General features: G+C 66.8%; 14 protein-coding genes. 7 read left to right on the forward strand and 7 right to left on the reverse strand.

The window, feature by feature from the left end; translation table 11 throughout:
* The first annotated feature begins 15 nt into the window (after positions 1-15).
* The 5 genes from hprK to ptsP all read left to right on the forward strand — a co-directional run bounded on the left by hprK (position 16) and on the right by ptsP (position 4,504).
* Positions 16-966, forward strand: coding sequence for an HPr(Ser) kinase/phosphatase (gene hprK / locus ASD68_RS08420; RefSeq protein WP_056605662.1), 951 nt, complete (start codon positions 16-18; stop codon positions 964-966).
* A 4-nt stretch (positions 967-970) separates the two neighbouring features.
* Positions 971-1,876, forward strand: a complete 906-nt coding sequence (gene rapZ, locus ASD68_RS08425) for an RNase adapter RapZ (protein WP_056081598.1) — start codon at positions 971-973, stop codon at positions 1,874-1,876.
* Between the two features lie 73 nt (positions 1,877-1,949).
* Positions 1,950-2,342: a PTS fructose transporter subunit IIA gene (locus ASD68_RS08430; protein ID WP_007082602.1), complete on the forward strand. Its 393-nt coding sequence runs from the start codon at positions 1,950-1,952 to the stop codon at positions 2,340-2,342.
* Positions 2,343-2,350: 8 nt separating this feature from the next.
* Positions 2,351-2,620 carry an HPr family phosphocarrier protein gene (locus ASD68_RS08435; RefSeq protein WP_056081601.1) on the forward strand — a complete coding sequence of 90 codons (270 nt, stop codon included), beginning with the start codon at positions 2,351-2,353 and terminating at the stop codon, positions 2,618-2,620.
* 144 nt (positions 2,621-2,764) lie between these two features.
* Positions 2,765-4,504 (forward strand): phosphoenolpyruvate--protein phosphotransferase, encoded by a 1,740-nt coding sequence (ptsP, locus tag ASD68_RS08440; protein WP_056605664.1) that lies wholly within the window; start codon positions 2,765-2,767, stop codon positions 4,502-4,504.
* A 146-nt stretch (positions 4,505-4,650) separates the two neighbouring features.
* On the opposite strand, the gene ASD68_RS08445 is transcribed toward ptsP, so the two are convergent.
* Positions 4,651-5,535 (reverse strand): LysR family transcriptional regulator, encoded by an 885-nt coding sequence (locus ASD68_RS08445; RefSeq protein ID WP_056607410.1) that lies wholly within the window; start codon positions 5,533-5,535, stop codon positions 4,651-4,653.
* Positions 5,536-5,622: 87 nt separating this feature from the next.
* On the opposite strand from ASD68_RS08445, the gene ASD68_RS08450 reads away from it, so the two are divergent.
* Positions 5,623-6,654 (forward strand): putative sulfate exporter family transporter, encoded by a 1,032-nt coding sequence (locus ASD68_RS08450; protein ID WP_056605666.1) that lies wholly within the window; start codon positions 5,623-5,625, stop codon positions 6,652-6,654.
* Between the two features lie 8 nt (positions 6,655-6,662).
* Here the strand turns inward: ASD68_RS08450 and tsaB are convergent, their stop codons facing one another.
* From tsaB to ASD68_RS08480, 6 genes are all read right to left on the reverse strand, one after another.
* On the reverse strand, positions 6,663-7,358 hold the full coding sequence (tsaB, locus tag ASD68_RS08455) for a tRNA (adenosine(37)-N6)-threonylcarbamoyltransferase complex dimerization subunit type 1 TsaB (protein ID WP_056605669.1): 696 nt from the start codon (positions 7,356-7,358) through the stop codon (positions 6,663-6,665).
* On the reverse strand, positions 7,355-8,716 hold the full coding sequence (creD, locus tag ASD68_RS08460; protein ID WP_056605672.1) for a cell envelope integrity protein CreD: 1,362 nt from the start codon (positions 8,714-8,716) through the stop codon (positions 7,355-7,357). The genes tsaB and creD overlap by 4 nt, the downstream gene beginning before the upstream one ends.
* A gap of 134 nt (positions 8,717-8,850) precedes the next feature.
* Positions 8,851-10,854 carry a discoidin domain-containing protein gene (locus ASD68_RS08465; RefSeq protein ID WP_200945359.1) on the reverse strand — a complete coding sequence of 668 codons (2,004 nt, stop codon included), beginning with the start codon at positions 10,852-10,854 and terminating at the stop codon, positions 8,851-8,853.
* Between the two features lie 297 nt (positions 10,855-11,151).
* Positions 11,152-11,964: a class III extradiol ring-cleavage dioxygenase gene (locus ASD68_RS08470; protein WP_056605675.1), complete on the reverse strand. Its 813-nt coding sequence runs from the start codon at positions 11,962-11,964 to the stop codon at positions 11,152-11,154.
* 64 nt (positions 11,965-12,028) lie between these two features.
* Entirely contained in the window at positions 12,029-12,418 is a 390-nt protein-coding gene (locus tag ASD68_RS08475) for a DoxX family protein (RefSeq protein ID WP_056605677.1), read from the reverse strand.
* 45 nt (positions 12,419-12,463) lie between these two features.
* Complete coding sequence (locus ASD68_RS08480) at positions 12,464-13,096, reverse strand: NAD(P)-binding domain-containing protein (protein WP_056605680.1); 633 nt, start codon at positions 13,094-13,096, stop codon at positions 12,464-12,466.
* 123 nt (positions 13,097-13,219) lie between these two features.
* Between ASD68_RS08480 and ASD68_RS08485 the strand changes: the two genes are divergently transcribed.
* Positions 13,220-14,128: a LysR family transcriptional regulator gene (locus ASD68_RS08485; RefSeq protein ID WP_056605683.1), complete on the forward strand. Its 909-nt coding sequence runs from the start codon at positions 13,220-13,222 to the stop codon at positions 14,126-14,128.
* The last annotated feature ends 61 nt before the right edge of the window (positions 14,129-14,189 follow it).

Below are 14,189 nucleotides of genomic sequence, written 5' to 3' on the forward strand. Positions count from 1 at the left end.
GCGAGGGACATACGCTTGGATCGGCTCAGCGCGCGCCAACTCTACGACAACGTCTACGAGCGCATGGCCCTGCGCTGGGTGTCGGGCATGCGTGGCGAATCGCGCGCCCTGGAGCCCGGCGTGGCGCAGGCGCGACGGCCGTCACTGGTCGGTTACCTCAACGTCATCTACCCGAACAAGATCCAGATCATCGGCACCGAGGAGCTGAATTTCCTTGATGCACTGGATTCGCGCCAGCGCTGGGAGGTGATCCACAAGATCGCCGCGCACCAGCCGGTGGCGCTGATCGTCACCAAGGACCAATCGGTGCCTTCGGACCTGCGCGAAGTGGCCGAGGAAACCAACACCCCGTTGTGGAGCAGCACCAAGCGCGGCCACGAACTGCTGACCTACCTGCAATACCACCTGGCGCGCATGCTGGCGGCCAAGGCCACCCTGCACGGCGTGTTCCTGGAAGTATTTTCCATCGGCGTGCTGATCACCGGCGAGGCCGGCTCGGGCAAGAGCGAGCTGGCGCTGGAACTGATCAGCCGTGGCCACCGCCTGGTGGCCGACGACGCCACCGACTTCACCCTCATCGCGCCGGACGTGATCGACGGCACCTGCCCCGAGCTGCTGCAGGACCTGCTGGAAGTGCGCGGGCTGGGCGTGCTGAACGTGCGCGAGATGTTCGGCCATACAGCCGTAAAGACGTCCAAATACCTGCGTCTCATCGTGCACCTCAAGCCTCTGCGCGATGGCGAGGAAGTGGACGCCATGACCCGCATCACCGGCGACATCGGCCATCGCGACATCCTCGACGTAGCGGTGCCGATGATCACCATTCCCGTGGCCTCGGGCCGCAACCTCTCGGTGCTGGTCGAGGCGGCGGTCCGCAACCACGCACTGAAAAGCAAGGGCATCGACCCGGCACAGACCTTCATCGACCGCCAGGCGCACCAGATGCACCGACTGCCCCCATGGTGAACCCATGAACGACGAAAACACTCCCCTGCTCAATCCTCTCGTCGACCCGCACGAGATCCACCTGATCGTGCTCACCGGCGTTTCCGGCGGCGGCAAGACGGTAGCGCTGCGCGCGCTGGAAGACCTGGATTTCTACTGCGTGGACAACCTGCCCACCACCCTGGTGGCGCCGCTGGTGAACGCGGTGATCCAGGGCAAGGGCGGCAACCATCGGCGCATCGCGGTGGGCGTGGACGTGCGCAACCGGGGCGTCGATTTCGCGCAGATGCCGAACGTGCTGTCCGAGCTGGCCGGCGCCGGCGTGCAGGTGCACCTGATCTTCATCGATTGCCGCGACGAGGTGCTGATCAAGCGCTACTCGGAAACCCGTCGCCGCCATCCGCTGGCATCGCGGGGGCGTTCGCTGGGCGACGCGATCACCGAGGAGCGTCGCCTGCTGCGCCCGCTGATGGCGATCGCCGAAAAGGTCATCGACTCCAGCGAACTGAACGTGCACCAGCTGCGGCGCCTGGTGGCCACCGGCTATGCGCAGGCCACCGAGGGCCTGACCCTGATGTTCCAGTCGTTCGCGTTCAAGCGCGGCCTGCCGCTGGATTCCGACTTCGTGTTCGACGCGCGCTGCCTGCCCAACCCGCACTGGCAGCCGCACCTGCGGCCACTGTCGGGCAAGGACGCGCCGGTGCGCGAATTCCTCGAGGCCGAACCCCTGGTAGGCGAGTATTTCGCGGACACCGCGCGCTGGCTGGATGCATGGTTGCCGCGCTTCGAGCAGGACGACCGCAGCTACGTCACCATCTCCATCGGCTGCACCGGCGGGCGCCATCGGTCGGTGTACCTGGTGGAAAAACTGGCGGCGCATTACCGTCATCGCCGCGACGGCGTGTTGACCTTCCATCGCGAGCTGGATTGATCACGATGTCCCGGCAAAACGCCATCACCCCGGCCTCCGATAAAGGCTTCACCGTGCTTGCGGGGCAGCGGGCATGAGCGTCGGCGTCCTGCTGATGACCCACGAGGCGGTCGGCCATGCGCTGATTTCCGCCACGCACCACGTCATGCCGAAGCTGCCGCTGCGGGTGATGGCGGTGGAGATTCCGCCGCAGGCCGATCCGGACGTGATGCGCACCCTCACCGCGCGGCATGCACGCGAGCTGGACGAGGGTGATGGTGTGCTGGTGCTGGCCGATCTCTATGGCGCCACGCCGTGCAACATCGGCCTGTCACTGGGCGCGCTGGGCGTCCATCTGCGTTGCGTGTCGGGGCTCAACCTGCCGATGCTGCTGCGCGTACTCAACTATGCAGACAAATCGCTGGACGAACTGGCCGAGATCGCGGCCAGCGGCGGCCGCGGAGGAATTTTCATCGATCATGCGTAACCCTATTTATGCTTGAACAGGACATCGTGGTATCGAACCGGCTCGGCCTGCACGCGCGCGCCTCGGCCAAGCTGGTACAACTGGTGCAGGGCTTCAAAGCCACCGTATGGCTGGTCAACCGAGGCCGCGAGGTCAACGCGCAGAGCATCATGGGCGTGATGATGCTGGCCGCCGGCATGGGCACGCCGCTGACCATCCGCGCCGACGGCCCGGACGAGGAGGCGGCACTGGCCGCCGTGGCTGAACTGTTCGAGCGCAAATTCGACGAGGGGGCGTGAGATGCGGGGAATCGGGAATAGGGAATCGGGAATGGTGGAAAGCGGAGTGCGCGCGAGCGCCCTGCTTGCCGCAAAAGCCCGGCTGTCCGCTTTTCCGATTCCCCATTCCCCATTCCCCATTCCCGGCGCCACAAGAGGCGCCAAGTGAGACACCTCCTCCCCGGCACGATCGCGGCGCGCGGCATGGCGTTGGGCCGGGCGCGGCTGGTGCAGCCCAGCCGTTACGCCGTCGATACCCGGCCGCTGGCCGACGAGGAGATCGAAGGCGAGCTGGAGAACCTGCATCGCGCGCTGGACATGGCGCGGCAGGAGTTGCGCGACTTGCGCGGCAAGTTGCAGGGCGCGCTGGCGCGCGAGGTCAACGAGTTCATCGACGCGCACAGCCTGCTGCTGGATGACGCGGAGCTGTTGCGCGGGCTGGACGAACTGGTACGTGTGGGCCATTACCGCGCCGGCGCCGCGTTGAAAAAGCAGCGCGAGAAGCTGTCGGCGATGTTCGAGGCGATGGACGACCCCTACCTGCGCAGCCGCAAGGAAGACGTCGAGCAGGTCATCAACCGGGTGATCGCCGCGTTGCAGCGGCAGACCAGCCCGGAGGAGCGCAAGCTGGCCGCGCGGGTCGGCGAGATCCTCATTGCCGATTCCATTGCGCCCGCCGACATGGCGCAGCTGGCCGGCAATGGCCTGCTCGGCGTGGTCGCCAGTTCCGGCAGTGCGTATTCGCACAGCGCGATCCTGGCACGCAGCCTGGGCCTGCCGATGCTGGTGGGCACGCGCGACGCGCTGTCGCACATCCACGACGACGACCTGCTGCTGCTGGATGCGGAGCGCGGCGAAGCGGTGGTGCATCCCGCCGCGCAGGACCTGGCCCGCTATCGCGCCTGGCAGCGCGAGGCGGTCATCGAAGGCCGCCGCCTGGCCCTGCTGGCGAACGCGCCCACGCGCACCCGCGACGGCCTGGACATCCGCCTGCTCGCCAACGCCGAGAGCCCCGCCGACGTGGCGCTGGCGCGCACCCGCGGCGCCGATGGCGTGGGGCTTTACCGCACCGAATTCCTGTTCCTGCGGCACAAGGATCTGCCCTCCGAGGACGAGCAGTTCATCGCCTATCGTGACCTGGTGCTGGGCATGGGCGGCCTGCCCGTCACCATCCGCACGCTCGACCTGGGCGCCGACAAGGCCGACGCGGCCGGGCTGGTGATGCAGGGCGAGGAAAACCCCGCGCTGGGCGTACGCGGCGTGCGGCTGTCGCTGCGCTATCCGGCGGTGTTCTCCACCCAGATCCGCGCCATCCTGCGGGCGGCCTGCTACGGCCCGGTGCGCGTGCTGGTGCCGATGGTGACCCAGCCCGATGAACTCATCGCGGTACGCACACTGTTCAAGCTGGCGCGACAGGAGCTGAAGCGCGAGAACATCGACCTGCCCGAGAAGCTTCCGCTGGGCGCGATGATCGAAGTGCCCGCCGCGGCGATCAACGTGCGCGCGCTGATCGAGCACGCCGACTTCCTGGCCATCGGCACCAACGACCTGGCGCAATACGTGCTGGCCGCCGATCGCGGCAACGACGCGCTGGACAACATCTACAGCCCGCTGCAGCCCGCGCTGCTGCGGGTGCTGTCGCACGTGATCGGCGCTGGCCGGCGCGCCGGCAAACCGGTGAGCCTGTGCGGCGAGATCGGCGGCGACGTGAACTTCACCGCCCTGCTGCTGGCACTGGGACTGTGCGAATTCAGCATGCACCCCGGCCAGATCCTGCTGGTGCGCGACCGCCTGGCCACGCTGGATCGCAGCGCCCTGCGCCATCACGCGCCGCGCCTGCTGCGCGCCCACACCCACGAACAAGTCGCCGCCCTGCTGGCCGAGATCAGCGACGCCGCCGCCTGAATACCTGTAGGAGCGACTTCAGTCGCGACGCTTTTCTTCGGTGTTCGGTGCCCCTCTCCCGCAAGCGGGAGAGGGGCGAAAGAGCAGGAGCATCGCGACTGAAGTCGCTCCCACAGAAGCCGCCCCGAAAAAGCGGCGGGAGTGCTTCAGCGGCCGGTGGCGGCGTCACGCAGAAATGCATCCAGCAAGGCGCCGCGGTATTTTTCCTTGTGCAGCAACAGCGACAGTTTGCGGCGCAGGTCGAGGAACGGGGTTTTCAGCGCCTTCAGCCGGCCAGTAGCCAGCGCGTCGGTCAGCGCCACCTCGGGCAGGCAGGCGATGCCCAGTCCCGCCGCCACGGCCTGCTTGATCGCCTCGATCTGATCCAGCTCCAGCACGGTTTCGCCGGGCGGCAATTGCGACAGCACGCGCTCGCTGGTGGCACGAGTGGCCGAGCCCGGCTCGCGCAGCACCCAGCGAGCGCCCACGAAATCGGCGGGCTTCAATCCACGTTTGCGCGCCAGCGGATGGTCCGGCGGCGCGCACACAACCAGCCGGTCATCGCGCCAGGGGCGTATCTCCAGCGAGGGATGCGTCACCGGGCCCTCGACGCAGCCCACGTCGAGGCTGTGGTCGATCACGGCGGCGGCGATCGTGGCGGTGTTGCCCACGCGCAGGCGCACGGCCACCTGCGGGTGCGCGCGCACGAAATCGCCCAGCAGTTCACCCACCCGATAATTGCCCACGCTGTTGCTGGCGCCGATGCGCAGCTCGCCACCCAGCTCCACGCCTTCGCCGCCGCGGCGGGCGAAGTCGGCGTGGCGTTCCAGCAGTTCCTGCGCCAGCGGCAACAATTCGCGGCCGCGGGTGTTGAGGCGCAGGCGCCCGCGCTCGCGGGCGAATACCGGCGAGCCGAGCTGCCGCTCCATTTCGGCCAGCGCCATGCTGGCGGCCGGCTGGGTCAGGTGCAGGCGTTCGGCGGCAATGCGCACGCTGCCGTGCAAGGCCACCTGCACGAAGACTTCGAGTTGCCGCGGGCTGATGTTGATCATCATTCCATCTTATACGCTGCATCAAATATTCGAAATTTTGTTGATCGCCGGCGGCGGCCACAATGCACGGGTTCCCACGGAATCCCCATGCACGCCACCGCTTTCGTACCCACGCATCCACGCACTGTTCTGCCCGGCCTGGTGCTGGCGGCGGCGATCGCCGTGCTTGCGCTGCTGCTGGGTCGCTGCCTGCCGCTGATCGGCGGGCCGGTGTTCGGCATGGTGCTGGGCTTGCTGGTGCGCAGCGTGTTGGCGCCTGACGCGCGGTTTGTCTCGGGCATCGCGTTTGCCAGCACCACCGTGCTGCAGGCGTCGATCATCGCGCTGGGCTTCGGGCTGAGTCTCGATCAGGTGGTGGCGACCGGAATGCGTTCGCTTTCGGTCACCGTGGTCACCCTGAGCGTGGCTTTCTTCAGTGCGTGGCTGCTGGGCCGCTGGCTCGGCGTGCACGACAAACTGAAGATCCTGGTCGGGGTGGGCACGGCCATTTGCGGCGCCTCGGCGATCGCCGCGGTGACACCGATCATCCAGCCGGATGAACACGACACGGCGTACGCGATCTCCACCATTTTCCTGTTCAACATCGTGGCCGTGCTGTTGTTTCCGCTGCTCGGCCACCTGATGCACATGGGCGACCTGGGCTTTGGCCTGTGGGCCGGCACCGCCATCAACGACACCTCGTCGGTGGTCGCCGCCGGCTACAGTTTCAGCAAGGCGGCGGGCGACTACGCCACCATCGTGAAACTGACCCGCGCCACGCTGATCATCCCGGTGTGCCTGCTGCTGGCGCTGGTAGCTGCCGTCCGCGCACGGCGACAGCGTCGGCTGGACGGGTCGGCCAGCCAGTTCAGCCTGCTGCGCATCTTTCCCTGGTTCATCCTGTGGTTTCTAGTGGCGTCGGCGCTGCGCACGGCGGGGCTGATTCCCGCCGCGATCCAGCCCGACCTGCACCTGGCCGCGGAATTCCTGATCGTGGTGGCGCTTGCCGCCATCGGCCTGTCGGCGAACCTGCGCAGGATGATCGCCAGCGGCCCGCGCCCGATCCTGCTGGGCCTGGGCGTATGGATCGCGGTAGCGACGAGCAGCCTGCTGGTGCAGGTGATCACCCGCCAGCTATAGCGGCAGGCTCAGGCTTTGCCCTGCTCCACCAGGGTCAACGCCACCTTGTCGCGCAGATAGACGGGCAAGGCCAGTTCGGGCGCCTGCGCGCGGCCGGCGTTGAATTCCGCCAGCGCCAGTTCGGCCACATGCGCGGCCTGCGGATAACGCACGCCATCGGCCGAGTGCAAGGTGCCGGTGAGGCGCTGACTCAGTTCGGTGGCGTAGGTGGCCCAGCCGGTGCCGACCACCTGCCACGCGGATGCTACGGGCAGTTGCAGCGAATCGGCGGTGCAGATGCGCTCCTCGTCCAGCGCGATCAGGCCACCGTGACCATCGCGCCGATAGCTGGCCGCGTAGATCTCGCCCATGCGTGCATCGATGACCGCCAGGATGGCCGTCTCCTCGCCCTCTTCCGGCGCCTCCAGCGCCAGCGCAGCCAGCGAGGAAATGGTGATGACCGGCAGATCCAGCCCCAGCGCCATGCCTTGCGCCAGCGACACGCCCAGCCGCACGCCGGTGAACGCGCCGGGGCCGCGGCCCACGGCGATCGCATCCAGCGCGTGGCGATCGATGCCGGCCTCGGCCAACAAGGCGTCGGCCATCGGCAGCACCAGCTCGGTGTGACGACGCGGCGCGATCTCGCTGCGGGCGATCAGCTCCTGGCCGTGGATCAACGCAACGGAACAGGCTTCGGTGGCGGTTTCTATCGCGAGCAGGTTCATGATCCGCCCATGATAGCGGCTGGCGCTTCGGTCGACGCAGCCGACGCTTCCGGAATGCTCGCGTACCAGTCGATGCGGCGGGTCAGGTACATCATCAGCGCCACCGTCGCCAGCAGCACCAGCGCGCCGATCAGCAGCGCGTATTGTTCGGCCGCGATCAGCCCGTACAGCATCGCGTAGATCAATCCCAGCACGCCGCCCAGCAACGCACCGGCACGCCACGCGCGCAGTACCGCCATCGCATAGCCGCCCACCATCAGTACCACGGCGGACGCGGCCAACGCGTAGGCCGGGCCGAAACCGATCTGCTCGGACAGCGCCAGCAGCACCACGTAAAACGTGGCCAGCGCCGCGCCCACCAGCAGGTACTGCACCGGGTGCACGCGCAGGCGCTTGAGCACCTCGAACAGGAAGAACGCCACGAAGGTCATCGCGATGAACAGCAGGCCGTATTTCCCCGCGCGCACGTTGCGCTGGTACACGTCGACCGGCTGGTACAGCTGCACGCCGAAGGTCGACGCCTGTAGAGCATCATTCATCCCGGCATCGCCATCGCTCCAGTGCTGGCCATAGCTGCGGTTGAGATCGAGCAGATGCCAGTGCGCGCTGAAACCATCGGCATCGATGGTGTGTTCCAGCGGCAGCGCGGCACCGATGAAACCGGGATCGCTCCACGGCGCACGCATGGTTACGTCGGTGCTGCGCGCCAGCGGCAGCAGCTGCAGCGCTTCGGTGCCGGCCAGTTTCAGCACGATCTGCACGTCGATCGGCTGGTCGACCAGCGTGTCCGGATCGATCGGCACCACCACGGTCGGCCAGTGGCCCAGTCGGTCGGCCGAGGATTCGAAGCGCGCCGGCTGGCCGTTGACGCGCAGTTCGGAAATTTCCTGCAGGCCGCGCAGGTCACCGATCGGCAACCGCAGCTCGGCTTTGCCACCCTGCCACGAAGCATCGCCGGCGTGGCGATACTGGGCGACGTCCTGCGCGCGGAACTGCGCCGCGATTTTCACCGTGGCCACAAACACCGGCGCGCTGTAGATGCCATAGCTGCGCGTGGTCACCACCATCGCCACGTCCTGTTTCAGCGCATCGGCCAGCACGCTTTCGCTGCCAGTCTGCCAGCGCGGCGTCAGTTGCCCTTCCACCGCCACCTGGCGCAGCGTCGGCACCACCAGCACCGGCCCGCCGATGACCTGCTTGCCGCCCCAGCCCTGCGCGATCTGGCTTATCGCATCGCTGCGCAATTGCTGGCGCTCGCTCACCAGCTCGCGCACCTGCAGCAGCGGTATCGTCATCAGCAACGCCAGCGCGCCGATACCCAGCACCTTGGCGGTAACGGTCTGTGTCCACTTGCCCATGTCGCGGCACTCCCCTGATCGGAGCGTCCATCACAACAGCGCCGGCGGCGCCGCAGCGGGCAGACAGGGGCGAAATGCGGGCGGACAGGCGGCGATGGCCTGTCCGCGGTGGTGGGTCAAATCACGCGATGGACCTACGGGTGCTGCGTCGCGCCGACCAACTGATGCACGGGCGCGCTCGCGTACAGCTTCCACTCCAGCAGACGCACGGCGCGCTGACCGGCCGGCGGGGTGAACAGCACGCGGAATCGGCGCGCCGTCACCGGTGCCCAGCCGAGCGCATTCACACCATTGGCCAACGGTTTGCCGACCGGTTCGCTGCCAACCGCGTGCCAGGCGCCATCCTTGAAATACTGGATGGCGTAGGACGCGGGCGCGGCGAAATGCGTGGCGTCATCGAGGAAGTAGATTTGCGACGAAGCGATCGTGGTCGGCGTTCCGAAATCGAGCGCGTACCACTGCGGCTTGTCCGCCGCACCCGCCGTGCTCCAGCCTTCCTGAATCTGCGGAAAGAACCACATGCGGCCGTCGATGCTCTGCCGCAGGACTTTCTTGTCATCACCGTTCACCGACGCCGACGGCTGGGGAAAGCCGTCGGCAACAAGATTCACCGCCAGGTCGACATGACGCGTCACCGGCGGCAACGGCGCCTGATCGATCGGGGGAGTCAGGCGCGCAAGCACGGGCGATGACGCCACCTTGCGACCGTCGATGAACACCTGCAGCCCCGCACCGCGGTGATAGTGGCTGCCATCGCGGTCGTACAGCACCGAAACCAGGTGGCCGTGATACGGCGCGTTCTCCAGCGCAAACCAGGCCATGGCGTTGGGATCGGACGCATCGCGCGGCAGCAGCGGATTGACCTCGAGCACGTTGTCGGCGCGCGGGCGAATGCCGACCAGGCCGGTGATGATCAGGTCGTCGTAGGCGGAGTGGTAATAGTGGTGGCTGCGCGGCAAGCCGACGATGGGCTTGCCGGTGGCGGGGTCGTAGTCTTCCTGGATGTCGGGATGACCGTCGACGTAATGCAGGTCGGTGTATTGCTTCAGCAGCGACATGTAGTCGGCGCGAGTGATCACCGTCTGGCTACTGGTGTTGAGCAGGTTGGCCAGCCCGATCAGCGCCTGCGTGGTCTGGAACGGCCAGACCGGCCCATTCCACTGGCATTCGCGCAACCCGGTGGCCTCGTCGTAGCGGAATTGCTGCATGTAGTGCTTGTAGCTGGGCTCGACCGTGCGCAGGCCATGAGGCCCATGCAGTTGATCGGCCTTCAGCGCGTGCGCCCATGCCACGGCATATTTCGGATCGTCGACGAGCCCGAACGTCCACGGCGTATAGCCGGCCAATTCTCGGCCGCCGACCGGGTCCCAGTAATGCACGAACTCGTTGTCGACCTTGTAGCGGTCGATGAAGTGGCCCAGCTCCGTGCTCCACAGGTGCTGTTCGACATGGCGGCGCAGGTCGTCCGCCTTGGCCGCGTAGCGGCTGGCGGTGGTGTCGTCGCCGGCCAGTGCTGCCAGCCGACTGATGGCGCGGGCGTTGGCAAACATGTAGCTGTTGATCGAGGGGCGGAACGCGTCCCCGCCCCGGAAACCATCCTTGCCGCCGCTGGCGTCGATCGAGGCGATCGAGTACTCGGTGGCATCCAGCAGGGGTTCGATCCAGTACAGGTGCTTGTCGAAATCGTAATGGTCGTCCCACAGGTTGTAGGTCTGCTCCATCGAGGGCAGGAAGCGGGTGGCGAATGCCGCATCGCCGTCGACTTCATAGCGCTGCCAGGTCGCGTCCGCGATGGATTCGGAGAAGTGCCGGTTGTTGCCGCCACCGGTCCACAGGTAGCTGATCCAGTCGTCCAGATAGCTGCGATCACGAAGCCAGCGGCCGTCGTAGATCGGGAAGATGGCCGAGTCGTTGAGCGTGGAATAAGGGTCGCGATCCCACGTCATGTCCTGCAGGAATTCGGTGAACAGGTTCCCCTGCGCACCCACCGCGCGGATATGCGCGCGAAATACTTCCCAGCGGTAGTAGTAGATCTGGTTGGTTTTCGCATCCGGGGAATCGAAGAACGGGATGTTGTTTTCGTACCAGGGCGCGTCATTGCCGAAGTAGCGCCGCGCGATGGCGGCCTGCGGAAGCATCGTGGGAGCGCTGCTGGCCGTGGCGGGCGGCGTGGATCGCGCAGCGCCGCCGTCATTCATCCCTCCGGCCCACAGTGCAAACGGTACCCATGCAGATGCAAGAAGAACGGCCAGGCGCATGAAGATCCCCATCGAATGATTTGCCGCGCGGCGGCAGCGGTTGGCGAAACGCGGCGGGCCGCGACACCGTGAAGTCGAACAGTCACAACCTCATCGACCTTCGATTCTATGTCCCCTGCCCGCGAAACCGCGAGGAAGGACGTCGCAACACCGGCCTTCCCCGCAGCCATCAGCGCTTCACGCCGCATCCTCCAATGCCGCCTGCGCCGCATGGGGCAGGCCGAACGCGAACGAATCCATCGACAGCACGCCGTAGGTCATGCCGCCTTCGACCAGCCGCGGCGCATCCGAATCGGCGCTGGCGCCCACGGCCACCAGCAGCGGCAGGTAGTGTTCCTCGGTGGGATGCGCACGCTCGGCGTGCGGTGCGCGGCGGCGGTAGTCCACCAGCGCCTCGACGTCGCGCGCGGCCACCACATCGCGAACCCAATCCACGAATTCCTGCGCGTATTCCGGGTTGCGAATCTCCTGGCGGAATTCATACAGGTTGTGGGTGAGGCTGCCGGAACCGATCACCAGCACGCCACGCTGGCGCAACGGCGCCAGGGCCTGGCCCATGCGCAAGGCGCCGGCCGCATCGATGTGCTGCGGCAGCGACACCTGGAACACCGGCACGTCGGCGCGCGGGAACAGATAGCGCAGCGGCACCCACGCGCCGTGGTCCAGACCGCGGCGTTCGTCGAGCGCCGCTTCGAAGCCGGCGTCCGAAAGCAGGCGCGCCGCATCCTGCGCCACCGCCGGTGCACCCGGCGCGGGGTACTGCAACTGGTACAGCGGTGCGGGGAAGCCACCGAAATCGTGGATGGTTTCCGGCGCGGCGCTGCTGCCCACGCGCACGCCCCGGGTCTGCCAGTGCGGCGACACCACCAGCACGGCGGTGATGTCCGTCAACGACTCACCCACCGCACGCAGGTTCGGGCCGAGCAGGCCCGGCTCCAGCGCAAACATCGGCGAACCGTGGGAAATGAAGAGCGAGGGGGCGGTAGCCATGGTGTTTCCTCCACAGACGGCGGGCGCAATGGCGCCCGCCGGGTTGAACTGCTCGTTGCGGAACTCAGGCGTTGCGACGCCTGGTCCACAGGTGATCGAGGCTGAGCGCGCCGGCGCCGTGGGCGGCAAGCATCAGGAAGCCACCGGCCATCGCCACGTTCTTCCAGAAGTTGATCGCCTGCGCAGCGTCGCCGAGGTTGGCGTGGAACAGCGCGGCACTGGCCAGCGAGAACGCGGCAAGCGCCAGTGCAATCCAGCGCGTGAACAAGCCGCCAAGGATGGCCAGGCCACCGCCCAGCTCCAGCGCGATCACCAGTGGCAGCAAGGCGCCGGGCACACCCATCGCCTCCATGTATTGCTGGGTGCCGGCGTAACCGGCGATCTTGCCCCAGCCGGAGATGATGAAAACAAGCGAGAGGCCGATGCGGCCGAACAGTGCGAGCGAAGCGTTCATGAGGATTCCTTGGATGACAAGTAGTAAGTGGATGACGCGGATGTGTCAGGCCTTGCTGATCCAGGTCGGCGCGATCGACGTGCCAAGACCGGCGCCGTAGCCAAGGTAGATGTTCAGCGCGGCCAGCGGTTCCAGATAGCGAGAATTTTTCAGCGGGCCGGCATCGACCGGCGTGTAACCGAGGCTTTCGATCAGCGCCTTCGCCGTCTGCTTCGCCCGCTCGCTGTCGCCCGCAAAGAACGCGGGGGCCACCTGGCCATCGGCAAACTGCGGGCCATCCGCCAGCACCTGCGCGAACAGCGTGTTGAACGCCTTCACCACCTCGGCTTCGGGCACGGCCTTGGCGATCTCCTCGGCGGCCGAGGTGTCGTAGCCCAGGGTCAGGCCCATGTAGTCGGCGGTCAGCGGATTGGTGATGTCGATGACGACCTTGCCCGCCAGCGAACCCAGCGAACGCAACGCCGGCACCGCATCGGCGTAACCGGTGGCGACAACGACGACGTCCGAACCGGCCAGCGCCTCGGCCGGGGCCGCAGCCACGGCGCCGGGGTTGGCGGCGGCCAGCGCCTGCGCCTTGGCCAGGTCGCGGGCGGTGATGCGCACGGCGTGGCCGGCGCGGGTGAGTTGTTTGGCAAACGCCGAGCCCATGTTGCCGGTGCCGATCAAAGTGATGTTCATGGAAGTCTCCGTCAGTGGCCCAGGGCGTCCGGGCATGGGACTTACTCTATTGACCAACCAAGCATCGATAAACTAGCTTTGAATTGACTTACTGTCTCGTAATTCGAGATAAATGGAGGCGACGTGGACAAATTCCAGGAAATGACCAGCTTCGTAGCCGTGGTCGACGCCGGCAGCTTTGTCGGCGCGGCCGATGCCATCGGCTTGTCCAAGGCGGCGGTATCGCGCCACGTCGCCGAGCTTGAACAGCGCCTGGGCGCGCGCTTGCTGCACCGGACCACGCGTCGACTGTCGCTGACCGATGACGGCCAACTGTTCTACGCCCGCGCGAAAGAGATGCTGGCCGCCGTCGACGAGGCGGAATCGGAAATCAGCTCGCGCAGCGGCGAACCCAGCGGACGCCTGCGCATCAACGCGCCGCTCAGCTTCGGCGTGCTGCACCTCGCCCCGCTGTGGCCGCGCTTCGCGCAGCTGTACCCCAAGGTGTCGCTGGACATCGAACTCAGCGACCGCGTGGTCGACCTGGTCGAAGAGGGCTACGACCTGGCCATACGCATCACCAACCTGCCCAACTCGCAACTGGTCAGCCGGCAACTCGCCACCACCCGCATGATCGTCTGCGCCTCACCGCAATATCTCGCACAACACGGCACACCCGCGCACCCCGACGAACTGGCGCAGCACGAAGTCATCTCCTACAGCTACTTCGCCGCCCGCGACGAATGGACCTTCACCGCCCCCCAAGAAACCCCCGTCGTCGTGCACACCCACGCCCGCATCCACGCCAACAACGGCGACACCTGCCGCGCCGCCGCGCTGGAACACCAGGGCATCATCCTGCAACCCGATTTCATCGTCGCCGACGACCTGCGCCGCGGCGACCTGGTCGAACTGCTGCCAACCTGGCGCACGATGACCCTGGGCATCCACGCGGTCTATCCCTCACGCAAACACCTGCCGATCAAGACGCGGAGGCTGGTGGATTTTCTGGTGGAGGCGTTCGCGGTGCCGGGATGGGATGTGGCGCGGTGATCGCCATGCAGAGCGGTCGATCGCTTGCAGCGACCGAGTCACTTTTCCTGCAGGAGCGTAC

The organism is Rhodanobacter sp. Root627, from assembly GCF_001427835.1.
Lineage (GTDB): Bacteria > Pseudomonadota > Gammaproteobacteria > Xanthomonadales > Rhodanobacteraceae > Rhodanobacter > Rhodanobacter ginsenosidimutans.

Coding starts and splice junctions, on each gene's coding strand:
- ASD68_RS08470 (WP_056605675.1), bottom strand. CDS start 11,964: ATGGCTACCGCCCCCTCGCTCTTCATTTCCCACGGTTCGCCGATGTTT.
- ASD68_RS08480 (WP_056605680.1), bottom strand. CDS start 13,096: ATGAACATCACTTTGATCGGCACCGGCAACATGGGCTCGGCGTTTGCC.
- ASD68_RS08445 (WP_056607410.1), bottom strand. CDS start 5,535: ATGATCAACATCAGCCCGCGGCAACTCGAAGTCTTCGTGCAGGTGGCC.
- ASD68_RS08450 (WP_056605666.1), top strand. CDS start 5,623: ATGCACGCCACCGCTTTCGTACCCACGCATCCACGCACTGTTCTGCCC.
- rapZ (WP_056081598.1), top strand. CDS start 971: ATGAACGACGAAAACACTCCCCTGCTCAATCCTCTCGTCGACCCGCAC.
- ASD68_RS08430 (WP_007082602.1), top strand. CDS start 1,950: ATGAGCGTCGGCGTCCTGCTGATGACCCACGAGGCGGTCGGCCATGCG.
- ASD68_RS08435 (WP_056081601.1), top strand. CDS start 2,351: ATGCTTGAACAGGACATCGTGGTATCGAACCGGCTCGGCCTGCACGCG.
- ASD68_RS08465 (WP_200945359.1), bottom strand. CDS start 10,854: ATGCTTCCGCAGGCCGCCATCGCGCGGCGCTACTTCGGCAATGACGCG.
- tsaB (WP_056605669.1), bottom strand. CDS start 7,358: ATGAACCTGCTCGCGATAGAAACCGCCACCGAAGCCTGTTCCGTTGCG.
- ASD68_RS08475 (WP_056605677.1), bottom strand. CDS start 12,418: ATGAACGCTTCGCTCGCACTGTTCGGCCGCATCGGCCTCTCGCTTGTT.
- creD (WP_056605672.1), bottom strand. CDS start 8,716: ATGGGCAAGTGGACACAGACCGTTACCGCCAAGGTGCTGGGTATCGGC.